The organism is Streptomyces tendae (genome assembly GCF_008632955.1).
GTDB lineage: Bacteria > Actinomycetota > Actinomycetes > Streptomycetales > Streptomycetaceae > Streptomyces.
On sequence record NZ_CP043959.1, the window covers coordinates 2,628,933 to 2,652,744 of the forward strand.

General features: G+C 72.9%; 16 protein-coding genes and 1 pseudogene. 7 read left to right on the plus strand and 10 right to left on the minus strand.

The annotated features are described in order from the left end of the window. Window positions 1-148 precede the first annotated feature (148 nt). Window positions 149-1,669, plus strand: a complete 1,521-nt coding sequence (locus tag F3L20_RS12260) for an amino acid permease (protein ID WP_150154328.1) — start codon at window positions 149-151, stop codon at window positions 1,667-1,669. Window positions 1,670-2,011: 342 nt separating this feature from the next. On the opposite strand, the gene F3L20_RS12265 is transcribed toward F3L20_RS12260, so the two are convergent. Then, window positions 2,012-2,377: an NYN domain-containing protein gene (locus F3L20_RS12265; RefSeq protein WP_145828701.1), complete on the minus strand. Its 366-nt coding sequence runs from the start codon at window positions 2,375-2,377 to the stop codon at window positions 2,012-2,014. Window positions 2,378-2,479: 102 nt separating this feature from the next. Here F3L20_RS12265 and F3L20_RS12270 point away from each other — a divergent pair. After that, window positions 2,480-3,497, plus strand: a pseudogene (locus F3L20_RS12270) (hypothetical protein). A gap of 48 nt (window positions 3,498-3,545) precedes the next feature. Here the strand turns inward: F3L20_RS12270 and F3L20_RS12275 are convergent. After that, window positions 3,546-4,628, minus strand: coding sequence for an LCP family protein (locus F3L20_RS12275; RefSeq protein WP_150154330.1), 1,083 nt, complete (start codon window positions 4,626-4,628; stop codon window positions 3,546-3,548). Between the two features lie 334 nt (window positions 4,629-4,962). Between F3L20_RS12275 and F3L20_RS12280 the strand changes: the two genes are divergently transcribed. The 5 genes from F3L20_RS12280 (at window position 4,963) to F3L20_RS12300 (ending at window position 14,080) form a co-directional block, all read left to right on the plus strand. Continuing rightward, complete coding sequence (locus F3L20_RS12280) at window positions 4,963-6,084, plus strand: hypothetical protein (protein ID WP_240810885.1); 1,122 nt, start codon at window positions 4,963-4,965, stop codon at window positions 6,082-6,084. Window positions 6,085-6,409: 325 nt separating this feature from the next. Continuing rightward, window positions 6,410-8,230 carry a stealth family protein gene (locus F3L20_RS12285; RefSeq protein ID WP_150157310.1) on the plus strand — a complete coding sequence of 607 codons (1,821 nt, stop codon included), beginning with the start codon at window positions 6,410-6,412 and terminating at the stop codon, window positions 8,228-8,230. Beyond that, window positions 8,227-9,192, plus strand: a complete 966-nt coding sequence (locus tag F3L20_RS12290) for a hypothetical protein (protein WP_150154332.1) — start codon at window positions 8,227-8,229, stop codon at window positions 9,190-9,192. The genes F3L20_RS12285 and F3L20_RS12290 overlap by 4 nt, the downstream gene beginning before the upstream one ends. A gap of 9 nt (window positions 9,193-9,201) precedes the next feature. After that, the gene (locus F3L20_RS12295) at window positions 9,202-12,078 is read left to right on the plus strand and encodes a stealth conserved region 3 domain-containing protein (protein WP_150154334.1); all 2,877 of its coding nucleotides are present in this window, start codon (window positions 9,202-9,204) and stop codon (window positions 12,076-12,078) included. A 31-nt stretch (window positions 12,079-12,109) separates the two neighbouring features. After that, the gene (locus F3L20_RS12300) at window positions 12,110-14,080 is read left to right on the plus strand and encodes a PIG-L family deacetylase (RefSeq protein ID WP_150154336.1); all 1,971 of its coding nucleotides are present in this window, start codon (window positions 12,110-12,112) and stop codon (window positions 14,078-14,080) included. A 70-nt stretch (window positions 14,081-14,150) separates the two neighbouring features. Here F3L20_RS12300 and F3L20_RS12305 read toward each other — a convergent pair whose 3' ends face one another. From F3L20_RS12305 to F3L20_RS12335, 8 genes are all read right to left on the minus strand, one after another. Next, window positions 14,151-16,280, minus strand: a complete 2,130-nt coding sequence (locus F3L20_RS12305; protein ID WP_150154338.1) for a 3-hydroxyacyl-CoA dehydrogenase NAD-binding domain-containing protein — start codon at window positions 16,278-16,280, stop codon at window positions 14,151-14,153. Then, a complete protein-coding gene (locus tag F3L20_RS12310) occupies window positions 16,277-17,494 on the minus strand; it encodes a thiolase family protein (RefSeq protein WP_145828708.1) in 1,218 nt (405 codons plus the stop codon). The genes F3L20_RS12305 and F3L20_RS12310 overlap by 4 nt, the downstream gene beginning before the upstream one ends. A 167-nt stretch (window positions 17,495-17,661) precedes the next feature. Continuing rightward, complete coding sequence (locus F3L20_RS12315; protein WP_150154340.1) at window positions 17,662-19,485, minus strand: hypothetical protein; 1,824 nt, start codon at window positions 19,483-19,485, stop codon at window positions 17,662-17,664. A gap of 460 nt (window positions 19,486-19,945) precedes the next feature. Next, window positions 19,946-20,182, minus strand: coding sequence for a hypothetical protein (locus tag F3L20_RS34505; protein WP_240810886.1), 237 nt, complete (start codon window positions 20,180-20,182; stop codon window positions 19,946-19,948). Between the two features lie 8 nt (window positions 20,183-20,190). Continuing rightward, a complete protein-coding gene (locus F3L20_RS34290; protein WP_240810887.1) occupies window positions 20,191-20,490 on the minus strand; it encodes an NAD-binding protein in 300 nt (99 codons plus the stop codon). Window positions 20,491-20,670: 180 nt separating this feature from the next. Further along, window positions 20,671-21,951 carry a ribonuclease D gene (locus F3L20_RS12325; RefSeq protein WP_150154342.1) on the minus strand — a complete coding sequence of 427 codons (1,281 nt, stop codon included), beginning with the start codon at window positions 21,949-21,951 and terminating at the stop codon, window positions 20,671-20,673. Window positions 21,952-22,162: 211 nt separating this feature from the next. Continuing rightward, entirely contained in the window at window positions 22,163-22,825 is a 663-nt protein-coding gene (locus F3L20_RS12330) for a helix-turn-helix transcriptional regulator (protein WP_006130493.1), read from the minus strand. Between the two features lie 269 nt (window positions 22,826-23,094). Next, a complete protein-coding gene (locus F3L20_RS12335; protein ID WP_145828711.1) occupies window positions 23,095-23,769 on the minus strand; it encodes a DUF3000 domain-containing protein in 675 nt (224 codons plus the stop codon). Window positions 23,770-23,812: the final 43 nt, after the last annotated feature.

The window sequence follows — 23,812 nt, forward strand, 5'->3', positions numbered from 1 at the left end:
CGGCCGCGCGCACGTGGTCCGAACGGGCCGCGCGTGCCACCGTGAAGTGTGGCGCGCGCGGCCCGTTCGCGTGAAGGCGTCCGCGCCGGGGCATACGAACCACGCCCCCTCTCGATCATGTCGAGGACGACAAGCGTGGGAGGTACCCGTGACAAGCCCCCTCTTCCGGACGAAGAAGGTAGAGCAGTCCATCCGCGACACCGAGGAGCCCGAGCACGCCCTCAAGAAGTCCCTGTCCGCGCTGGACCTCACCGTTTTCGGTGTCGGTGTCATCATCGGCACCGGCATCTTCGTCCTCACCGGTACGGTCGCCAAGGACAACGCCGGGCCCGCGACGGCCCTGGCGTTCGTGGTGGCCGGTGTCGTCTGCGCGCTCGCCGCGCTCTGCTACGCCGAGTTCGCCTCCACCGTCCCCGTGGCGGGCTCCGCCTACACGTTCTCGTACGCCTCCCTGGGTGAGCTGCCGGCCTGGATCATCGGCTGGGACCTGGTCCTGGAGTTCGCGCTCGGCACGGCGGTGGTGGCCGTCGGCTGGTCGGGCTACATCCAGTCGCTCATGGACAACGCGGGCTGGGAGATGCCCGCCGCCCTCGGCAGCCGCGAAGGCTCCGACGTCTTCGGCTTCGACATCCTCGCCGCCGTCCTGGTGCTCGTCCTCACCGGCATCCTGGTCCTCGGCATGAAGCTGTCCGCCCGGGTCACCACGGTCGTCGTCGCCATCAAGGTGACCGTCGTCCTGGTCGTCATCATCGCCGGTGCCTTCTTCATCACCGCCGACAACTACGACCCGTTCATCCCGGACGCCAAGCCGGTGCCCGCCGGGGACAGTCTCGACTCCCCGCTCATCCAGCTGATGTTCGGCTGGGCCCCGGCCAACTTCGGCGTGATGGGCATCTTCACCGCCGCCTCCGTGGTGTTCTTCGCCTTCATCGGCTTCGACATCGTCGCCACGGCCGCCGAGGAGACCAAGAACCCGCAGCGCGACATGCCCCGCGGCATCCTCGGCTCCCTGTTCATCTGCACCCTGCTCTACGTCCTGGTGTCGATCGTCGTGACGGGCATGCAGCACTACACCGAGCTGTCCGTGGACGCCCCGCTCGCCGACGCGTTCAAGGCCACCGGGCATCCCTGGTTCGCCGGCTTCATCAGCTTCGGGGCCGCCGTCGGCCTCACGACCGTCTGCATGATCCTGCTGCTCGGCCAGACCCGCGTCTTCTTCGCTATGAGCCGCGACGGACTGCTGCCCCGGTTCTTCTCCCGGGTCCACCCCCGGTTCAAGACCCCGCACCGGCCGACCATCCTGCTCGGTGTCCTCATCGCGATCCTGGCCGGCTTCACCCCGCTCAACGAACTGGCCGCGCTGGTGAACATCGGCACGCTGTTCGCCTTCGTCATCGTCGCCATCAGCGTGCTGATCCTGCGCCGCACCCGGCCCGACCTGCCCCGCGCGTTCCGCACCCCGTGGGTGCCGGTGCTGCCGATCGTGTCGGTGGCGGCCTCGCTGTGGCTGATGCTCAACCTGCCCGCCGAGACCTGGGTCCGGTTCGGCATCTGGATGGCGATCGGCATCGTCGTGTACTTCCTCTACAGCCGCAGCCACAGCAGGCTGGCCGGCGGGGAGGACACGGAGGCCGGAGCCGTCGGACCGTCCGGCAAGGGATCCGGCTGACCCGGTCCCGGTCCGCCCGGCCCCCGGAGCCCGGGGCGCGCACCCGAGCGGTGCGCGCCCCGGGCTCCGGCATGTCAGGAGGCGAGCGCAAGGACGATGTTGTGGCCGGTGAACCCGAAGGGGCGGCTCACCCCCCGGACGTCCTGCCGCCTCGCCCCGGCCCGCCTGGCCACCGGACGGCCGCACCCCGCACCACTGCGCTCGCCCGGTGCATCAGCGCCTCGCCCCGGGACCGGGAGGAGCAGCCGGTCGTCGCCGTGGCGCCGGGCCGGGCCGTCCGCCGGGCCCGGCGCCACGGCCCGGCCCGGCGCCACGGCCCGGCCTGGCGGACGGCCGCACGTCTCAGCGGCGCACCGCGCGCGGCCCGGTGACGTCGGCGCCCAGCGCCGCCACCCGGCGGCGCAGTTCACGGTCGGCGGTGACCACCAGCACCGGTCGGTCGCCCGCCGCGGCCACCAGCTCGACCATGTGGTCGTCCCCGCTGCCGGGCGCCGACGCCACCCGGACGCCCGGCACCGGCTCCACCCCGCGCGCCGCACCCTCCACGACCAGCAGGATGTCCACCGGTCCCTCGTGCCCGGGCAGCCCGTCGGCGGCCAGCCGGTCCCGCAGCCGTTCCGCGGCGCCCCGCCGGTCCCGCCACCAGCCGTCGGGTACCGACCCCACGACGTTCGCGGCGTCGACGATCACGAGCAGGGCGTCTTCCATACGGTCAGGGTCCCACGCAAGCCGGGCAATCCCGCCGCGGGGGCGGCCGTACGGCGGGGTCCCCGCGCCCGGGCCGCAGAGCCGTGTGCGTAAGGTGAACAGGTGAACGGCGACTGGCTTCTCCGCGGCCGCGACGGCCGCCTCACCGTCTATCTGAAATCGGACGACGCCGTCCTGTGCCGTGCGGAGCTCGCTCCCGGCGGACCCTGGGAGCCCTTCCGCCAGGCCGGCGGCGGCCTGGGGCTCCACCCGGGACCGGCTGCCGTGGGACAGGGCGCCGACGGCTACGCCACCTGGCGGCCTGGCGGCCGGCCGGGAAGGGCGAGGCCCGCCTGGTGCACTCCACCCACTTCCGCCCCCGCCTCGCCCCCCTGGACTGGTCCCCCGTGGGCCACCCCAACGGCAAGGGCGACCGCACCGGCACCCCGCCGTGGCCGTCGACGACCGCAGGCGCGCCTACGTCTTCGTCCGCAACGCGGGCGGTGGTGTCAGCCTCCTCGTCCAGAAGGAGCGGGGCGGCTGGTACCCGTGGCGGGACCTCGCGGGCACGGACATCCAGGACCAACTCGCCGCCACGAGCCGGGAATCCGGGCTCGTCGAGCTGTACGCGGCCACCGACGACCGGATCCTGCACTGGCGTCAGCGGGAGCCCGGCAGGACCCCCGCCCGGGAGGAGGAGGCCGAGGTCGCCGCCCGGCCGGGCACCCTGCGCGCCCTGCGCACGTCCGCCGAGCGGACCACCCTCTTCTTCGTCGACCGGCACGGCGACCTGTGCGCCTGGCGTCCCGGCGGCAAGCCGGTGACGCTGCTCCCCGCGGCGGGACCCGGCCCCGTCGCGGCCGTGCGCTGCGCCATCGACGGCCACGACTGCACGGTGCTCGCCCAGCGCTCCGCGAGCGGCCGGGTGGCGTTCGCCGCCTACCCCACCGAGCAGGAGCAGGCGGGCGCCTGGTGGACCGAGTCCGGCCCCCAGCTGCCGTCCGGCACCCTGGTCGACCTGGCCGTGGACGCCGCGGGCGAGGTCGTCGCGGCCTCCCTCGAACCCGACTCCGCCACGCTCCGGGTCACCCGCCGCACGGACGAACCCGGCCTGGCGCTGCGTCCGTGGCGGGAGGTCTGAGAGGCCGCCGGTAGACGGCCCGACGGCGGCGGCGACCCGGCCGGCAGGTCAGGAACCGCCGCCGGTCGCCGGGGACTTCTTCGCCGACTCCGGGATCTCCTGGTCGCTCCGGATGGCCTTCCACAGCGTGGACGCCTGCGGCTCGGCGGCCACCACGCGGTTGGGGTCGGTCCTGTCGTACGCCACCGGCAGCATGATGGTCTCCATGGAGCCCGGGTCGACACCGTTCATGCTGCGCCCGAAGTCCGCGAGCGCGGTGAGCGAGGCGAGTTCGGTGTCGGTGGTGAGCGCGGAGGTCAGCGTGTCCGCGATCTCGTAGGTCTTGGCGGGGCTGCCCAGCAGGTCCTGCTTCTTGATCTCACCGAGCAGGGCGACCATGAACTCCTGCTGCAGACCGATCCGGCCGAGGTCGCTGCCGTCACCGACGCCGTGCCGGGTGCGGACGAACTGCAGGGACTCGGTGCCGTCCAGACGATGGGTGCCCGCGGTCAGGTCCAGGCCGCTGGACCTGTCGCGGATGTCCTGGTCGACGGTGACCTCGACGCCGCCGATCGCGTCCACCAGGTCCTTGAAGCCGGCGAAGTCGATCTCGACGTAGTGGTCCATGCGGACGCCGGACATCTTCTCCACCGTCTTGACCACGCAGGCCGGACCGACCTGCGAGTAGATGGAGTTGAACATCACGCGCTCCGCGGAGTCCACCGTGGAGCCGTCCGGGTCCTTGCACTCGGGCCGGGTCACCAGGGTGTCGCGCGGGATGCTGACGGCGACGGCCTGGGTGCGGCCCTCGGGTATGTGCATCACGAGCGCGGTGTCGGAGCGCGCCCCGGCGATCTTGCCGGTGTTCAGCTGCGCGTTGTCGCCCGCGCGCGAGTCGGAGCCGAGGATCAGGATGTTCTGGCCGGACGTGGGCAGCTTCTCGGGGCGGTCCGTGCCGATCGCGTCGTCGATGTCGACGCCCTTGATGTTGCCGTCGAGGCCGCTCCAGAGCCAGTACCCGGTGCCCGCGCCCGCGACGACGAGCACGGCCAGCGAGAGCAGGATCCACCGGCCGGTGCGCCGCCTGCGGGGCGCGTCCGGTCCGCGCCCGCGGCGCGACATGCTCGGGGTGTCGGTGGCTGGGGTCGTCATCCGAAGGATCCTCGTCTGTGCGTGGCGCGTGGTGCCGGTGCGGGTGCCGCGGGTCCTGCAGGGACGCGACCCGGCGCCGACGCCGGTCGCGGGTCCGCCCGCCACCGCGGCGGCGCGGGCGAACGGAGAGACCCACGACCCCCGTCGGGCGTTGTACGACAGTGATCCACATCACTCAGTGTGGCGGGGGAGAGGCGCCGGCCGGGGTGTGGCCCGCGTCGGCGAGGGGGCCCCGGCGGCGTCCCCGGGTGCCTTTCGGCGGGGCACGGCGTGCCTATCATGTGGCCGTTCCAGGTCCCGTGTCCCGATCGGGCGAACGTTCCAGGAGTCCGACATGGTGATGCGGGATCGGTCCGTACGCACGCCGCGACGCGGCCGGCCCGCCATGGCCGCCGGGTCCGCGACACCCTCCGTCACCGGTACCGCGGCGGGCTCCTGGCTGGTGCGGGGCAAGGACGGCCGGCTCACCGCGTACGCCCGCTGCGAGGGCGGTCTGCTGCGCTGGACCGAGCACCGGCCGGGCGGCCCCGACTGGTCGGCGCCCGTGTTCTTCCCCGTCGGCGACCTCACCGACCTGACCGTCGCCCAGGGCGCCGACGCCTATGTGCACTTCCTCGGCCGCCGCGAGCGGCGCGCCGGCGGCACGGCCCAGGTGGACCTCGTGCACGCGGTGCAGTACCAGACCGGACGGCCCCTCACCGAGTGGCGCTCCCTGGGCAATCCGCACGCCGAGCCCGACCGGGCCGCGCTCCTCGGCCCGCCGGCGGCGGCCGTGGACGCGGGCGGCGACGTGCACGTCTTCGCACGCAACGCGGGAGGCGGGCTGATGATGCGCAGGGAAGGGCGGGGCGGCAGGTGGGAGCCCTGGGCCGACCTGCGCGGCAGCGACCTGAGAGGCAGACCCGCCGCGACCGCCGCCGGGACCGGGCGCGTCGAGGTGTTCGCCCCGGCCTACGGCGTCACGCTGACCTGGGGCCAGCCGGAGCCGGGCGCGACGCCGGGGCGCTCCGAGGACGTGCGGCCCGGCGCGCTGCCGGGATCGGCGGCGGCCCTGGAGACGGCCCCCGGCCGGGTCACCTGGTTCTGGACCGACCCGGCCGGCGCCGGTCTGGTCTGCCGGCGCCCCGGCGCGTGGCCGATCCCGCTGCCCGGCAGCCCCGCGGACGGGGCCCACGCGCTGCTGAGGGTGTCGCTCGACGGCCGGGACTGCACGGTCGTCGCGCACCGCGGCGCGACCGGCACGGTGCTCGTCGGGGTCTGCGCGACGGAGGCGGAGGCGTCGGGCCTCTGGTGGGCGGACACCGGGCGGCCCTGCGCGGGCGACCCGGCGCTGGCCCTCGACGCCGGCGGGCGGGCCGTGCTCGCCGTCCTCGGACCCGACGGCGGTCTGCGGGTGGCACGGCAGGGCGGCGGCCCCGGACTGACCTTCTCGGAGTGGGTGCGGATTCCGTCGTGAGGCGGCTGCGGATTCCGTCGTGAGGCGGCTGCGGATTCCGTCGTGCGTCTCGCACGCGGATACCGCGACCCGCCAAAAGGTTGCACCGGTGTGGCACATCCGACAGATCAGCCCGGGAAGCGATCACCGGTGGACATGAAGTGCTTGTGATGTAAACATTCCGCCAGGTCGGTGAGCGTTGTGTGACCGCGGGGTCGACCGGAGGTGAAGCGGCCGGTCCCGGGCGGTTCCCGCGGGCAGTACGCCGGGAGAGCGCCCGCCGGTCAGGGTGGGGACATGTGCCGGAGCCGGTCGGCTCCGGCCTCGACGTGAATGGTGCGGAAGTCTGGTGAGCCTCCACAACCCCGAGGCGAGCGCGCTCGTGTCGACATATCGATCCCTGGTGCCCGCGGGAGCGCGGCGCCGGATCGTGCGTCGGGTGCCGGGGCCGGTACGCAACTCGGTGAAGCGCTCGCTGGCGTCCGCCGACGCCGTGCGCTCCGCCGTGGTCGCCCGCGCCCTGGGCGCGAACCGGAAGGCGGACAGGCAGGGTTCGGACCTGGCGGTACGGGTCGTCCGCGCGGCCGGCCGGCACCTGCGCGCCGTGGAGGTGCCCGGCGCCACCGCCTGGGCCGCCCGGGCCCGCAACCTGCACATCCTCGTCGCCCTCCTGGAGGAGGCCGGCATCGACCACTTCTGCGTCCGCGGCACCACCTCCCCGGTGCCCTGCGTCGCCGTCCCCGCGCCGTGGCGTGCCGAGGTCGAGGAACTGCTGCGGCTCGCCTGCGCGCAGAACCCCGGGTACGTCGGTGAGAGCGCCCGCGGCCAGCAGCGTCCCGGGACGTCGCCGGCCGGCTGGCGCGCGCTGCGCGACCGGTCCGTCGTGCACGTCACCTGGGTCGTCTGCGACCCCACCGGACACCTGGTCTTCGGCCCGGAGTTCGGCTGCGACATCGAGTTCTGGGAGGAGCGGGACGGGCAGTTCGTCGCGCCCCGGCCCAACAAGGTGGTGACCGAGATCCCCGTGGACGCCGGGCGCATCCTCGTGGAGCAGAAACGGTTCAGCCCCGTTCCGTCCCTGTACAACACCGGTCAGGCCCGCACCCTGCCCGAGTTCGCGGCCACGCTGCCCGACGACCACACCTTCCCGATCGACGTCGTCTACACCTGGGTCGACGACTCCGACCCGCGGTGGCGGGCCAGCCGGGACGCCGCCCGTGAGCGGCTCACCGGCGTCCCCGGCGGCGGCCTGCACGAACTCGCGGCCAACGACTCCCGCTACACCAGCCGCGACGAACTGCGCCACTCCCTGCGCTCGATCCACCAGTACGCCCCGTGGGTGCGGAACATCTTCCTGGTCACCGCCGGTCAGGCGCCCTCCTGGCTGAGCACCGACTTCCCTGGCCTGCGCGTGGTCGACCACCGGGAGATCTTCACGGACCCCGCCGCGCTGCCGACGTTCAACTCGCACGCGATCGAGAGCCAGCTGCACCACATCCCCGAACTCGCCGAGCACTTCCTCTACCTGAACGACGACGTGTTCTTCGCCCGCCCCGTGCAGCCGGGCCAGTTCTTCCACGCCAACGGCCTGACCAAGTTCTTCCCCAGCAAGGCGCTCATCCCGTCCGGCCGGGCGAGCACCGGGGACCAGCCCGTCAACGCGGCCGGGAAGAACAGCCGCGGCCTGGTCGCCCAGCACTTCGGCACCGTCATCTCCCAGAAGATGAAGCACACCCCGCACGCCCTGCGGCGCAGCGTCCTCGAGGAGATCGAGCAGGTCTACGCCAAGGCCCACCGGGTCACCCAGCACTCCCGGTTCCGCTCACCGCACGACGTGCCCATCGCCTCCTCGCTGCACCACTACTACGCCTACCACTCGGCCCGCGCCACTGTCGGCGACATCCGCTACGTCTACGTCGACCTGGCCGCCGACACCGCCCAGCGCCGGCTCGACGACCTCCTCGCCCGGCGCAACTTCGACACCTTCTGCATGAACGACACCGTCACCGCCCGCGACCCCGAGGCCCAGTCCCGGATGGTCGCCGACTTCCTGAACACCTACTTCCCGGTGCCCAGCCCGTTCGAGACGGGCGCCGGCACCCCCGCACCGCGCCGGCCCGCCCCGCAGACCGAGCGCATGGCCGAACTGGGGTACGCCGGCCGATGAGCCCTCGCACCACGACCCCCGCCGCCCCGCGCGGCGGGGCCGCCCGCCCGCGCCGGGCCGCCCGCGCCCGCGCCGCCACCCTGCGCAACCAGCTGATGCAGAGCGTCTTCCTGCCCCTGCGGCAGGACCGCACCGCCCGGCTGGACTACGCCGCGATCCTCGACGGCCACACCGTCAACCTGCACGCGCGGCTGCCCGTGTCGGCCGGGCTGCCCGAGAGCGCGGAGGTCGTCCTCAGCCGGGGCCGGCGCACCTACACCGCCGAGGCCACCGTGTACGCGGGCCCGGACGGCGAGGCCCTGGTCGACGCGGTCGTCCTGCTCGGCGCGGAGGTCGGCGGGGCCCCGGCGGGACCCGGCCGCTGGCGGCTGCGGCTGCGCCTGCGCTCCGGACGCCGTACCCGCACCGTCCCCCTGCTGCTGCTCGCACCGCCGGTGCCGTACGAGGGGCCGACCAGGCCCATGACGGCCTCCTCCGTCACCGGCGAACGGCACCGGCTCGGCCGCTCCTTCCGCGGCAGCGCCCGCGTCGTCAGCACCGGCGCGCGCCCCGCCGCCGAGGTCGTCAAGGTGCACCTCACGCACGCCGGCATCACCGTCGACTTCCGGCTGCTCGGCACCCGGGCCGACCAGCCATGGGCCGAGTTCGTCGCCTCCGGGCGCCGGCTCGAACAGCCCGTCACCGGGCCGGCCCCCGGCACCCTCCGGGTGGAGGTGCCCCTGGACCGAATGCCGCCGCGCGGCAAACGGCCCGACCACTGGGACGTCGTGCTGTGCGATGCCGGCGGACGGCGCTTCCGGCTGGGGCGCCGGCTGCACGACGTACGCAACCCGCTGCGCGTCTTCGCCATGCGCAGCCTCGCGATCACCCCACCGGGACTCCCGCCGATGATCGTCCAACCCCGTTACACCCCCGCAGGCAATCTCCGGGTCACCTGCACGCGTATGCCCGAGGCAGGCTGACACCCACCGATGAAGATCACCTATCTGCTGACCACCGCCGACGCGGTGGGCGGCACCGAACGCGCCGTGTTCAACCAGGCGTCCGAGCTGGCCGCCCGGCACGACGTCCGGGTCCTCAGCGTCTTCAAGAGCCGGCGCGAGCAGTTCTTCACCCCGCACGAGCGGGTCCGGCTCGACTACCTGATCGACCTCACCTCCGCCACCCCGCGGCCGCTGCGCACCACCGGCGTCGACGACGCGGTGCGCGCCGAACTCGCCGCGCAGCCCAGCCGGATCGTCGACCGCTCCTGGGAGGCGGCGTTCAGCCGGCTCTCCGACCTGGAGCTCGAACTCGCCCTCCAGGCCACCGACACCGACGTGCTCGTCACCACCACCCCGGCCCTGATGGCGCTCGCGGTGGAGCTGGCCCCCGCGCACGTCGTCACCGTCCACCAGGAACACCGGGTCTCCGAACTGCGCGGCACCAGCGGCGAGCCGCTGCGCCGGTACACCCCCCGGCTGGACGCGCTCGCCGTGCTCAGCGAACGCACCCGGGACTGGTTCGCCGAGACCCTCGGCGACGCCGCGCCCCGCCTGGAGGTCGTGCCCAACGCGCTGCCCGGCGGCTTCCGGCCGCGCTCCACGCTGCAGACCCGCACGGTGGTGATCGCCGGAAGGCTCGTCGCAGAGAAGCAGATCGACCACGCCGTGACCGCCTGGGCCGCCGTGTCCCGCGAGCACCCGGACTGGCAGCTGCGGATCTTCGGCGACGGACCGCTCAGCGGTGCCCTGCGCCGCCAGATCGACACGCTCGGACTCCACGACTGCGTCCAGCTCAACGGCAACTCCAAGCACCTCGCGGAGGAGTGGGCCAAGGCCAGCATCGCCACCCTCACCTCCCGCAACGAGGCGTTCGGCCTGGTCCTCGCCGAGGCACACGCGGCCGGCGTCCCCGTCGTCTCCTACGACGCGCCCAACGGCCCCCGCGAGGTGGTCGTCGACGGGCAGACCGGCATCCTCGTGCCGCCCGGCGACACCGACGCCCTCGCCTCCGCCCTGATGCTCCTCATCCGGGACACCGAACTGCGCCGGCGGATGGGCGCGGCCGCCCTCGCCTCGGTCAACCGCTTCTCGCCCGCGGTGGTGACCGCCACCTGGGAGCGCCTGTTCCACGAGCTGGTCGCCGAACGTGACAGCGGACGCCGGGCCGTCGTCAAGGCCGAACGTCAGGCCGCGCACGACGTCCGCAGCGGCCCCGACGGCACCGTGCCCGCGGCGGCGGCCGCACCGGCCAGCACGGTGCGCACCTCCGACCAGCGCGCGCTGGAGGCACGCCTGCTGAAGCGGCGCGGCCTGGTCAGCGACGGCGGGCAGATCTGCCGGCTGATGGACTGGGAGTCGCCCTGGGACGTCGTGCAGCAGAACCTCTCGCTGGTCGCCGACGCGCTGGAGGCCGCCGACATCCCCTACTTCGTGGTCCGTGACCACCTGGTGCGGCACTCCGTCGCGGTGCACGCCGTGTACCGCGAGGCGGTTTTCAAGGCCCTCGCCGAGCGGTACGCGCGCGACGCGGTGTACGCCGCCGTCCTCAACGAGGGGCAGAACACGATGGCCACCGTGCTCGCGGGCCTCGTGGCGCCGTACGCCGACACGCCCTCCTCCGGCGTCCGGGTCTACCGCAACCTGGTCTCCCCGTCGCGCACCCTGCGCCTCGGCGCCGTCTACGGCTGCACCGTCTCCTTCTGGGACACCGACCCCGACGACGAGACCCGCAGCCACCTCAAGTCCCCCGCGCGCACCCTGATCGGCGACCGGGTGCCCGGCTCCGCCCTGCGGCGCACCGCCCGCACCCTGGGCGGCCGCGCCTACCCCACGATCGACGCCTTCGGGCGCGTGCTGCACGGGGACGTGGCCTTCCCCGTGGACGCCGTCTACACCTGGGTGAACGGCGCCGACATGGCCTGGCTGGAGCGCAAGAACGCCGTCCTGGCGTCGATGGGCCTCGAGACCGAGGACGCGGCGACCAGCGCCGCGCGCTTCCGGGACCGGGACGAGCTGCGGTACTCCCTGCGCTCCATCGACATGTACGCGCCCTGGATCCGCACCATCCACCTCGTCACCGACCAGCAGGTGCCCCACTGGCTGGACGTCTCCCACCCCCGGGTGCGGGTCGTGGACCACACCGAGATCTTCGGCGACCGCGGCGCCCTGCCCACGTACAACTCGCACGCCATCGAGAGCCAGTTGCACCACATCGAGGGCCTGGCCGAGCACTTCCTGTACTTCAACGACGACGTCTTCGTGGGGCGCACCCTGCTCCCCGACATGTTCTTCCTGGGCAACGGGCAGGCGAAGCACTTCATGTCGCCCACCTCCGTCCCGATGTCGCCGCCGTCCCCCGACGACGAGTTCAACATCAGCGCCGCGAAGAACAACCGGGCCCTGATCGAGCGGTCCTTCGGTCAGACCCCGGTCCACTCGTTCCTGCACGCCCCGCACCCGCTGCGGCGCAGCGTCCTCGCCGACATCGAGGCGAACTACGCGCGGGCCGTCGCGACCACCGCGGCCAACCGGCTGCGTGACCACAGCGACGTGTCGGTCGCCTCCTCGCTGCACCACTACGTCGGCTTCCACACGCTGCGCAGCGTGCCCGGCAGCATCTCCTGCGGCTTCGTCAACGTCGGCCTCAGCGAGCACGCCCCCCGGCTCAACCGCATCCTCTCGGTCCGCCCGCACGACGTGTTCTGCCTGAACGACTACCACGACGGCGACGTGTCCGAGGAGGAGCAGGACGCCGTCCTCGCGGCGTTCCTGCCCAGCTATTTCCCGGTGCCCAGCCAGTTCGAGACCGGCTCCCGCCGCAACGAACTCGCCCGCGCCGGCCACCTCCCGGACTGGCCGCTGTGAGCCGTCCCACCCGCTGTCGGAAGGAGCACCCATGACCGGCCCCGCGTCCGTGCTGCAGGTCGTGGCCCACCCGGACGACGACCTGTACTTCATGAACCCGGCCACCTTCCACGGCCTGCGGGCCGGCACCCGCACCACCACGGTCTACGTGACCGCCGGTGACGCGAACGGCCAGAACCCGCGGCCCTGGCAGACCGACCCGGTCACGGAGGACCGGGAGGCCTACGGCAAGGCCCGGCAGAACGGCATCAAGGCCGCCTACGGCGCCATGGCGCTCGGCGGACGCACGGCGGCCTGGAAGCCGTCCACGCTGGTCACCGCGGGCGGCGCGGTCGCCGAGGTGTTCTCGCTCGCCGACGCGCCGTGGGTGACGCTCGTCTTCCTCAACATCCGGCAGCACGGCACCCCGGAGGGCCCGGCCCGCAGCCTGCACGTCCTCTGGCACGACCAGGTGGAGTCGGTGCCGACGCTGATCCCCGCGGGCGGCCTGGTCCAGGAGGCGTACGGCTACACCCGGGACGGCCTCACCGGCACCCTCGTACAGATCATGGAGCTGGTCCGCCCCACCCTGGTGCGCACCATGGACCCGGACCCCGACCGGCTGGTGCACGACGAGAAGTTCCCGCAGCGCCACGACTTCGGCGACCTGTCCGACCACTGCGACCACACCGCCGCCGCGCTGTTCACCTGGCGCGCCCTGGAGCACTACCGGCGCTCGCAGCAGAACGGCACGTTCGCCGTCGAGGCCTACCGCGGCTACTACAACGAGCGCTGGCCGCACAACCTGGGCCCGCGGGCCGTCTCGTTGAAGGAGTTCTTCCTCAACGTCTACGGTGTGGCCGACGGGTACGACTGCGGCGACCCGGCGGGCAGCGGCGACTACGCGGTCGGCCTGAACTCCCGGGGCACCGGCTGGGTGCAGAGCACCACCCCGCGCCATCCGGGCGGCGCGCCCTGGCTGCTCGCCGACCGGCTCGGCCGGCTCACCGCCTTCGCCGTGCTCGGCGGACAGTGCGCGGTATGGCTGGAGGAGCAGCCGGGCGCCGACCGGTGGCGCGGCCCGTTCCCCCTCGGCGGGGGACCTCTCGCGCCGGGCCTCGCGGTGAGCCTCACGCCGGACGGGCGCTGGCAGGTCCTCGCCGAACGCCTGTCGCACCTGGCCGCCGACGACGCGCACGTCCGCGAGATCGTCCTGCTGGAACAGGCCGAGCCCGACGGCGCGTTCCTCGACTGGGTCGGGCTGGGCAACCCCTCCGCCGGCGACCCGCGCCGCGACCGGCACCTGGGCACCCCCGTGGTGACCCGGGACGGCCGGGGCCGTCTGCACCTGTTCGTCCGCAACGCCGGGCAGGGCCTGCACAGCCGGGTGCGGGAGAGCGACGGCACCTGGGGGGAGTGGACCGACCTGCGCGGGTACGACCTCCAGGAAGGGCTCGCCGCGCTGACCGCCGGCAACGGCCACGTCGAGGTGTTCGGCGCCAGCCGCGAGGGCGTCTTCCACTGGGCGCAGGGCTCGCCCGACGAGCCGCTCACCCGGGCCCCCCGGTTCCGGCTCGCCCCGTCCGCCGGGCCCGTGGCCGCCGTCGTGCAGCCGGGCGGGCAGGTCATGACCGTCTACCGGCAGCCGGACTCCGCGCGGCTGCTCATGGCGCAGGAGGACGCCCCGGGCGGTCGCTGGGCCCAGCCGGCGGCGTCGATCGGCGGCCGCGGCGGCTACGGCGTGGTCGCACTCGCCGCGGGCCCGGACGCCGGGACCGGTACGCTCGTCGCCTGCCGCAGCGACCTGGGCGGGGTGGCCTACCGCTTCCTGCCCGGTGACGGGCGCTGGCGCGAGCTGCCCGTGACCGCGCTCGGCGGCACGTTCACCGGCGCCCCCGCCGCCGCCTTCGACGCGATGGGGCGGGCCACCGTCGCGGTCGTAGGCGCCGACGGACGGCTCGCCGTCTCCCGTCAGAGCGCCCCCGGCTCTCAGGAGTTCGGGGCGTGGACCGTGGCGGGCTGAGCCCGCCGACGCACGTGAGGAGGGCCTCCGTCGTCACCGACGGAGGCCCTCTTCGGTCACTTCAGGTGCGTCACGCCGGAACCGACGCCACGCCCGGCTCCAGGAACCGCTTGCCGTTCACGCGCTCGGAGACACCCTCGCGGTCCAGGTACGGCGTGATGCCGCCCAGGTGGAAGGGCCAGCCGGCGCCCGTGATCAGGCACAGGTCGATGTCCTGGGCCTCGGCGACGACGCCCTCGTCGAGCATCAGCCCGATCTCCTGCGCCACCGCGTCCAGCACCCGCGCGCGGACCTGCTCCTCGGTCAGGACGGTGTCGCCCTGCTTCAGCAGCGCGGCGACCTCCGGGTCCAGCTCCGGCTTGCCGGAGTCGTAGACGTAGAAGCCGCGCTTGCCCGCCTCGACGACCGCCTTGAGGTTCGGGGAGACGGTGAACCGCTCCGGGAACGCCCGGTTGAGGGTCTCGGAGACGTGCAGGCCGATCGCGGGACCGACCAGCTCGAGCAGCACCAGCGGCGACATCGGCAGACCGAGCGGCTCGACGGCCTTCTCGGCGACCTCGACCGGGGTGCCCTCGTCGATGACGTTCTGGATCTCGCCCATGAAGCGGGTCAGGATGCGGTTGACGACGAACGCCGGGGCGTCCTTCACCAGCACCGCGGTCTTCTTCAGCTTCTTGGCGACACCGAACGCCGTGGCGAGCGAGGCGTCGTCGGTCTGCTCGCCGCGCACGATCTCGAGCAGCGGCAGCACGGCGACCGGGTTGAAGAAGTGGAAGCCGACGACCCGCTCGGGGTGCTGCAGCTTCGACGCCATCTCCGACACGGACAGGGAGGAGGTGTTGGTGGCGAGGACCGCGTGCGCCGGGGCGACCGCCTCGACCTCCGCGAACACCTGCTGCTTGACACCCATCTCCTCGAACACGGCTTCGATGATGAAGTCCGCGTCCGCGAAGCCCTCGGCCTTGTCCAGCACACCGGTGACCAGGGCCTTGAGGCGGTTGGCCTTGTCCTGGTTGACGCGGCCCTTGCCGAGCAGCTTGTCGATCTCGGCGTGGACGTAGCCGACGCCCTTGTCGATGCGCTCCTGGTCGATGTCGGTCAGCACGACCGGCACCTCGAGGCGGCGCAGGAACAGCAGCGCGAGCTGGGAGGCCATCAGGCCGGCGCCGACGACACCGACCTTGGTGACCGGGCGGGCCAGGTTCTTGTCCGGGGCGCCCGCGGGACGCTTGCCGCGCTTCTGCACCAGGTTGAACGCGTAGATGCCGGACCGCAGTTCGCCGCCCATGATCAGGTCGGCGAGCGCCTGGTCCTCGGCGTCGTAGCCCTTCTGCAGGTCACCGTCCTTGGCGGCGGCGATGATGTCCAGGGCGCGGTAGGCGGCCGGGGCGGCGCCGTGCACCTTGGAGTCGGCGACGAAGCGGCCCTTGGCGACGGCCTGGTCCCAGGCCTCGCCGCGGTCGATCGCCGGACGCTCGACCGTGATCTCGCCCTTGAGGACGGCCGCGGTCCAGATCAGCGACTGCTCCAGGAAGTCGGCGCCCTCGAACAGCGCGTCCGCGATGCCGAGTTCGTAGACCTGCTTGCCCTTGAGCTGCCGGTTCTGGTTGAGGCTGTTCTCGATGATCACCGAGACCGCCTTCTCCGCGCCGATCAGGTTCGGCAGCAGGGTGCAGCCGCCCCAGCCGGGCACCAGGCCGAGGAAGACCTCGGGCAGCGAGAACGCGGGCAGCGCCGCGGACACCGTGCGGTAGGTGCAGTGCAGACCGACCTCGACGCCACCGCCCATGGAGGCGCCGTTGTAGTACGCGAAGGTCGGCACGGCCAGCTGCGACAGCCGCTTGAAGACGTCGTGGCCGCCCTTGCCGATGGCCAGCGCGTCCTCGTGGCGCTTCAGCAGCTCGACGCCCTTGAGGTCGGCGCCGACCGCGAAGATGAACGGCTTGCCGGTGACGCCGACGCCGACGATCTCGCCGTCCGCCGCCTCCTTCTCGACCTGGTCGATCGCGGCGTCGATGTTCGCCAGCGACTGTGGGCCGAGCGTGGTCGGCTTGGTGTGGTCGTGACCGTTGTCCAGGGTGATCAGGGCGAAGCGCCCGGCACCCAGCGGCAGGTCGAAGTGGCGCACGTGCGCCTGCGTGACGACCTCGCCCGGGAACAGCTCGGCCGCACCCTTCAGAAGCTCTGCGGTGGTGCTCACTTGTCCCCCTCGAAGTGCGGGTTTTCCCAGACGACCGTCGCGCCCATGCCGAAGCCGACGCACATGGTGGTCAGGCCGTAGCGGACCTGCGGCTGCTCCTCGAACTGGCGGGCCAGCTGCGTCATCAGACGGACGCCGGAGGAGGCCAGCGGGTGGCCGAACGCGATGGCGCCGCCGTACTGGTTGACGCGGGCGTCGTCGTCGGCGATGCCGTAGTGCTCCAGGAACGCGAGGACCTGGACGGCGAAGGCCTCGTTGATCTCGAACAGGCCGATGTCGTCGATGGACAGGCCCGCCTGCGCGAGCGCCTTCTCCGTCGCCGGGATCGGGCCGTAGCCCATGACCTCGGGCTCCACGCCGGCGAAGGCGTAGGAGACCAGGCGCATCTTGACCGGCAGGCCGTTCTCGCGCGCGAAGTCCTCGGAGGCGATGAGCGAGGCGGTGGCGCCGTCGTTCAGGCCGGCCGCGTTGCCGGCGGTGACCCGGCCGTGCACGCGGAACGGCGTCTTCAGACCCGCCAGGTTCTCCAGCGTGGTGCCCGGGCGCATCGGCTCGTCGGCCGTGACCAGGCCCCAGCCGGTCTCGCCGCCCTCGGGCGAGGTGCGGCGCACGGAGATCGGCACCAGGTCGGCCTGGATCTTGCCGTTGGCGTACGCCTTGGCGGCCTTCTCCTGGGAGCGCACCGCGTACTCGTCGGCGCGCTGCTTGGTGATGCTCGGGTAGCGGTCGTGCAGGTTCTCCGCGGTCATGCCCATGAACAGGGCGGACTCGTCGACCAGCTTCTCGGAGACGAACCGCGGGTTGGGGTCCACGCCCTCACCCATCGGGTGGCGGCCCATGTGCTCGACACCGCCCGCGATGGCGACGTCGTACGCGCCGAAAGCGACGGAGCCCGCCACCGTGGTGACGGCGGTGAGCGCGCCGGCGCACATGCGGTCGATGGAGTAACCCGGGACCGAGGTGGGCAGGCCCGCGAGGATGCCGGCCGTACGGCCGATGGTCAGGCCCTGGTCGCCGATCTGCGTGGTCGCGGCGACGGCGACCTCGTCGATCTTCTTCGGGTCGAGACCCGGGTTGCGGCGCAGCAGCTCCCGGATCGCCTTGACGACCAGGTCGTCGGCGCGGGTCTCGTGGTAGATGCCCTTCGGGCCCGCCTTGCCGAACGGGGTGCGGACGCCGTCGACGAAGACGACGTCCCTGACGGTACGAGGCACGATGGCTCTCCTCCAGGGTGCGGGATGCTGAGCGCTTGCTTACGACCCATGCTACTTGCGGGTAACGTCACTGCACACCCCCGTCGGCTGGAGCGGCGAACATCACACGGCCGGCCCCGTGGACGAGGGCCGGCCGGGCGTGTGCGCGCCCGGTGCGGGCGCCGGTCCTACGACCGCCGGAACCGCGCCCGCAGGCCCCTGCGCAGCCGGGCCCGGGTGCTGATCCGCTCGTTGCGGCCGGAGACGCGGCGGGCCACCGAGGCGGACCGGTTCTCGGCCACGTCCAGCTCGCCCGCCCGCTGCGAGAACAGCGCGCCGCCGGTGCTCATGGCGATCTCCGCCGTGTACGTGCCGGGCGGGACGTCGGAGAGGTCCACGCCGTCCCGGTCCTCCGCGGTGAAGTACCCGAAGCCGTACGAGCCGAAGTCGCCCGTCGCCATGAGCGGCTGGATCTTGTCCACCTTCTTGATGGCCTTGAGGGCCACGGTGTGCGTGCTCTCCTCACCGCGCAGCGTGAGGTAGTACGCGGAGTGGGTCGCGCGGTCCGCGTTGCGGCCGGGGAGGAAGAAGACGCCGTGTACGCGGAGCCTGGCCCCGTCCATCGCGAAGCGCTTCAGGGAGAACACCGTGCCGCCGGGGCCGGCCCCCGTGAGGTCGCGCTTGACCACCCGGGCGCCCTTCACGTCGGCCCGCAGGATGACCTCGCTGCCACCGGAGGCGGCCCGCCGGTCGATGGTCCGGTAGGCCACCAGGGGCACCCTGCGGTCGATGTCCTCGCTCTCGCTGGTCACCCGCGCGAACACGTCGTAGACGCCGACCGGCAGGGAGTCCAGCAGCTCCCGAGCGTCGCAGGTGAAGCCGCCGTCCTTGTAGGAGGCGAAGTGGGTGTCGAAGTACTTGAGGTAGAGCTGGTCCGCCGGCACCGACGTCGCGTCGGCCACCCACGCCTGGTCGTCCCGGACCAGCACCAACTGCTTGGTCTCCTGCGCGCCGGCTTCCTCGCCCCGCTCCGCGGAGACACCGGGAAGGAACGCGTGCCCGGTCAGCGTGGCCTGCTCCGGGGAGAGCTGCGCGGCCACCAGGACGCCCGTCGCGGTGTCCCGCGCCCGCAGCTCCGCGAGGTGCTCGGTCGCGGCGGGCTCGTCCACCTCGCCGGAGCCGACCTGGACCTCGCCGAACCGCGGCACCGTGCCCTCGGTGAGCGCGTAGATGACGCTGAGGATCACCGAGAGCCCCTGCCGCGTCACCTCCGCGTGCTTCACCAGGGCGGTGGACTCCACCATGAAGAAGTTGAAGTTGGAGTACTTCCGCAGCGCCGGGAGGAAATGGACGACGTGTTCCTCGTACTGGTAGTCCCGGGTCGAGGAGAACAGGTAGATGTTGCGGTCGAGGTCGGTGTTCTCGGCCAGCAGCTCCGGGAGCACCGCGTCCAGCCGGTCCACGTTCTCCTGCGGCTCACCCTCGCCGAGCACCCACGCGCCCAGCACGCCGTGACCCTGCGAGTAGCTGCCGATGAAGTACTGCGGGGTGGAGGCGACGATGTTCCGGTAGCCGTACTTCAGGGCGTAGTAAAAGGCGGCGCTGCCGCCCTTCGAGGAACCGGCGAGAACCACGGTGTCACGGGACAGGCCCAGCTTCTCGCGGTAGTGCGTAATCAGTTCCTCGACCGCGTCGGAAACGGAGAAGTCCATCGCCCGCGCCACGTAGTACGACGGTCCTCCGTCGAACCGGTCACGGATTCGCAGCACGTTGCACTGGACGCCGGAAAGGGCGTTTCCGAAACCGTACTTCGAGCCGACCGAGGAAAACACGACAAGGAGGTTGCCGTGGTCGCCCGCAGCGGGCGTGAACTCGTACTCGATCTCCCAGTTGCCGTATTTCTCCACACGTATCTCGGGCGTGCGGATCGTCGCTGTCCTGTAGTTTTCGGACGTGTGGGGGAGTGTGTCCGAATGCTGCGGGTTGGCCGGGCGGACGTGGCTGGGTTCCATGAAATGGTGCCCCTTGTTCCTGTCAGAGATTTTCCGTTCGGAGTCCAGGCCGCTCCGCAGGAAACTCCTCCGACGTGGGGTACGGGCGTTTTCACAGGGAGAGCAGCCGGGTCGAGGCTAACCTATGCCGCCGCTGTGGAGCGAGAGGCGGTCCCGCGGCTCGCTCCGTGCTTTTCCGATCATCGGCCGCCGCCCCCGCCGACGGGACGGATTGCCGTCCAAGTGACCCCGAATTAGCCGGACTTCGACGACGAGGCGGCGTGCGTCCCCTCCGCGCGGCACGCGGGCCCGGTCGCGGCGGTCCCCCGGAGCCTACGGGGATCTTGGCGTGATCTCGACCCGGCACATCGGCCGCACGGACCCCTCCGGGAGGGCCGTGACGCCTACGCGCGCCAGTAGCGGCGGCGCGGCAGCACCGCCAGGGGCACGATCTCGATGCGGCCGAGCAGCATCAGGGCGGTCAAAAGCCCTTCGACGCCTGCCCCAGCGGTGCGTAGGAGCCGAACGGACCGAGCTCGCCGAAGGCCGGGCCGACGTTGCCCAGGCAGGCCGCGGCGGCGCCGAGCGCGGTGAACGCGCGGGTGCCGCCCGCGTCCGCTCCCGCGTCCAGGGCGAGGCCCAGCGTGCCGAGCGCGAGGGCGAGCAGGTAGAGCAGGACGAACAGCAGCACCGAGCGGAGCACCGGAGTGCCGACCACCCGGCCGCTCACCCGCACCGGCAGGACGGCTCCGGATGCACATCCTGCTCCAGCTCGCGGCGGGTGAAGCGGAAGTGCACCTCGTCGCGCGAGGTGCACGCCAGGACGAGGTCCGCGCCGGCCACGCCGGCGTCCAGAAGCGTCTCGCGGCGGGTGCCGCTGCCGTGCGCGGTCCGCACGTCGTAGGCGTGCGACAGGGCGTCCAGACGTGTCCGGTCACTGCCGATCACCGTGCACTCGTGCGCCTCGGCGAGCGACTTGACCACGGTGTGACCGACCTGGCCCGCACCCACCACGACGATCCGCATGCCTGCATCGTGGCACGCGCACCGGCGGCCCGCCCGGCACCGGCGCCCCCTCCGCGAACGGCGCGGGCGCCCACGGCCGTTGCGGGCCGCCGGGCGCGGTGGGGCGTCGGGCCGGTGCGGCGACGGGCCGTTCGGTCGGCGATCCGCCGGCCCCGCGCCGTACGCCGGACGGCGCGGCGGTCAGGCGGTGAGTGCCGCCACCAGCACCGGTGTGACCTGCTCGACCTGCCAGGCCCGGGCGCCGTGCGCGGTCAGCGCCGAGGCGACCGAGTCGGCGGTCGCCGGGACAGGCGGCTCCCAGCAGATCCTGCGCACCGTGTCCGGGGTGATCAGGTTCTCGGCGGGCATGTTCAGCTCCTCCGCCAGCGCGCTCACGCCCGCCCGCGCGGCCGACAGCCGCGCCGCGGCCGCCGGATCCTTGTCGGCCCAGGCACGGGGCGGCGGGGGGCCGGTCACCGGCTGGCCCGGCTGCGGCAGCCGGTCCTCGCTCAGCGCCTTGGCCCGGTCGACGGCCGCCTGCCACTGCTCCAACTGGCGCCGGCCCACGCGCTGCCCGAAACCGTTCAGTCCGGCCAGCGCGTGCGCGTTGGGCGGCATGGCGAGCGCGGCCTCCACGATGGCCGCGTCGGAGAGCACCTTGCCGGGGGACACGTCACGGCGCCGGGCGATCCGGTCCCGGGTCTGCCACAGCTCCCGTACGACGGCCATCTGCCGGCGGCGGCGGATCTTGTGCATGCCGGAGGTGCGCCGCCAGGGGTCCTTGCGGGGCTCGGCCGGCGGCGCCGAGGCGATCGCGTCGAACTCCTCGCGGGCCCAGTCCAGCTTGCCCTGCCGGTCCAGCTCCTTCTCCAGGGCGTCCCGCAGGTCGACCAGCAGCTCGACGTCGAGGGCGGCGTAGCGCAGCCAGGGCTCGGGGAGCGGGCGGGTGGACCAGTCGACGGCGGAGTGGCCCTTCTCCAGCAGGAAGCCGAGCACGCTCTCGACCATCGCGCCGAGGCCGACCCGCGGGAACCCGGCCAGCCGGCCGGCCAGCTCGGTGTCGAAGAGGCGGGTGGGCACCATGCCTATCTCGCGCAGGCAGGGCAGGTCCTGGGTGGCGGCGTGCAGCACCCACTCGACGCCGGACAGCGCCTCGCCGAGCGCGGACAGGTCGGGGCAGGCGACCGGGTCGATCAGCGCGGTGCCGGCTCCCTCGCGCCGCAGCTGGACGAGGTAGGCGCGCTGGCCGTAGCGGTAGCCGGAGGCGCGCTCGGCGTCCACGGCGACGGGGCCGCGGCCCGCGGCGAAGGAGGCGACGACCTCGGCCAGGGCGGCCTCGTCGGCGATCACGGGCGGAATGCCCTCGCGGGGCTCCAGCAGGGGGATCGGCGCCTGTGCAGCAGAGGCTCCGCCGTCGTCCGGAGGGGCGCCTCCGGTGGTGCGCAGTGGACTGTCTGCTGCGGTGTCGTGGGCGTCGGTCACCTGTCAAGAGTATCCGTACGGACCGGTACCCGACCTGCCACTCCGCCCGGTGACGGCGCCGACCAGCGAAAACAGGCCGCGGCTGATCCCGCGTGCGGCAGCGCGCGCGAGGGCGCCCGCCGACATGGGGACATCGGCGGCGCTAGGTAAAGGGAGTGGGGGCGAGGCGGGGGAGTGAGGGACGCGGAAGTGGGGGACGGGGAAGTGGGCGTCAGTGGATGATGCCGGTACGCAGGGCCACCGCCACCATGCCGGCGCGGTCGCCCGTGCCGAGCTTGCGGGCGATGCGGGCGAGGTGGCTCTTGACGGTCAGGGCGGACAGACCCATGGAGACGCCGATCGCCTTGTTCGACTGGCCCTCCGCAACCAGCCGCAGCACCTCGACCTCGCGGCCGGACAGCTCGCGGTAGCCGCCCGGGTGGCTCGGGGCACCCGGGGGGCGGCGGTGCAGGCGCGCGGCGGCGGCGCCGATGGGGGCGGCACCGGGCCGGGTGGGGAGCCCGAGGTTGGTGCGGGTGCCGGTGACGACGTAGCCCTTGACGCCGCCGGCCAGTGCGTTGCGCACGGCGCCGATGTCGTCGGCGGCCGAGAGGGCGAGCCCGTTGGGCCAGCCGGCGGCGCGGGTTTCGGAGAGGAGGGTGAGGCCGGAACCATCCGGCAGGTGGACTTCGGCGACACAGATGTCGCGGGGGTTGCCGATGCGGGGACGAGCCTCCGCGACGGACGAGGCCTCGATGACGTCGCGTACACCGAGCGCCCACAGATGGCGGGTGACGGTGGATCGGACGCGCGGGTCGGCCACGACCACCATGGCGGTCGGCTTGTTCGGGCGGTAGGCGACCAGGCTTGAGGGCTGCTCGAGGAGAACGGACACCAGGCCTCCTGGGGTGCGGGGACGGGGCCGGCTCGTGGGGGTGAAGCCGGGACGAACCGTGCTTTCAAGGTCACAGTCGTCTTCGGCAGCAAACCTGATGTCCTTTAGGAAATGATCACGATCTGGTGAGTAACAATCCGGGCAATTCGGACGCACGATCGATCATTCGAAGATCGAACGGTTTCGGTCCGCGTCGCAACGCTTCCGAATGTGGCCGTATCGACAAAGAGATGGGCAACGAGGATTGACCGGTGCCCGGCACGGGCAGCTCAGCGCGACTGCGGTCCCCTCCGCTGCGGGAGCGTCACGACCGACGCGTCCCCGGGCGCGGCCGGCGGCAGCCCCGCCACCTGCGCCAGCAGATCGCACCAGGCGACCATGTGGCCGGCCGTGTCCGGCACCCCGCCCAGCCCTTCCCGGGGCGTCCAGGAGGCACGGATCTCGATCTGCGAGGCCGCGGGCCGCTCGGACAGCCCGCCGAAGTAGTGGGAGCTCGCCCGTGTCACCGTCCCGCTCGGCTCCCCGAACGCCAGTCCGCGCGCGGTGAGCGCACCGGTCAGCCAGGACCAGCACACGTCCGGCAGCAGCGGGTCCGCCGCCATCTCCGGCTCCAGCTCCGCGCGGACCAGGGTCACCAGGCGGAACGCGCCCCGCCAGGCCTCGTGCCCGTCCGGGTCGTACAGCAGCACCAGCCGGCCGTCGGCGAGATCGTCCTCACCGTCCACGACCGCCGCCTCCAGCGCGTGCGCGTACGGCGCGAGGCGTTTGGGCGCAGGTGTGGGCTCGACCTCGATCTGCGGCCGCAGTCGCGCGCCGCGCAGCGCGTCGACAGCGGCCCGGAAGGGCAACGGGGGCGTACCCCCGGGTCCGGTGTTCGCCCCCGCCTCCTTCGGTTCGTCCATTCCGCCAGCGCCGTCCGACAGTCGTCCCTGAGCCGCAGCCATGCGGGGAAGATTAAGCGGAACGGGCCGTCGGCGCAGGGAGGGA

Bases quoted from the DNA above. Each gene is read 5' to 3' on its own strand.
- F3L20_RS12295 (WP_150154334.1), top strand. From the start codon at position 9,202: ATGAAGATCACCTATCTGCTGACCACCGCCGACGCGGTGGGCGGCACC.
- F3L20_RS12290 (WP_150154332.1), top strand. From the start codon at position 8,227: ATGAGCCCTCGCACCACGACCCCCGCCGCCCCGCGCGGCGGGGCCGCC.
- F3L20_RS12275 (WP_150154330.1), bottom strand. From the start codon at position 4,628: ATGACGACCCCAGCCACCGACACCCCGAGCATGTCGCGCCGCGGGCGC.
- F3L20_RS12335 (WP_145828711.1), bottom strand. From the start codon at position 23,769: ATGGCTGCGGCTCAGGGACGACTGTCGGACGGCGCTGGCGGAATGGAC.
- F3L20_RS34290 (WP_240810887.1), bottom strand. From the start codon at position 20,490: ATGCGGATCGTCGTGGTGGGTGCGGGCCAGGTCGGTCACACCGTGGTC.
- F3L20_RS12265 (WP_145828701.1), bottom strand. From the start codon at position 2,377: ATGGAAGACGCCCTGCTCGTGATCGTCGACGCCGCGAACGTCGTGGGG.
- F3L20_RS12280 (WP_240810885.1), top strand. From the start codon at position 4,963: ATGGTGATGCGGGATCGGTCCGTACGCACGCCGCGACGCGGCCGGCCC.
- F3L20_RS12315 (WP_150154340.1), bottom strand. From the start codon at position 19,485: ATGGAACCCAGCCACGTCCGCCCGGCCAACCCGCAGCATTCGGACACA.
- F3L20_RS12300 (WP_150154336.1), top strand. From the start codon at position 12,110: ATGACCGGCCCCGCGTCCGTGCTGCAGGTCGTGGCCCACCCGGACGAC.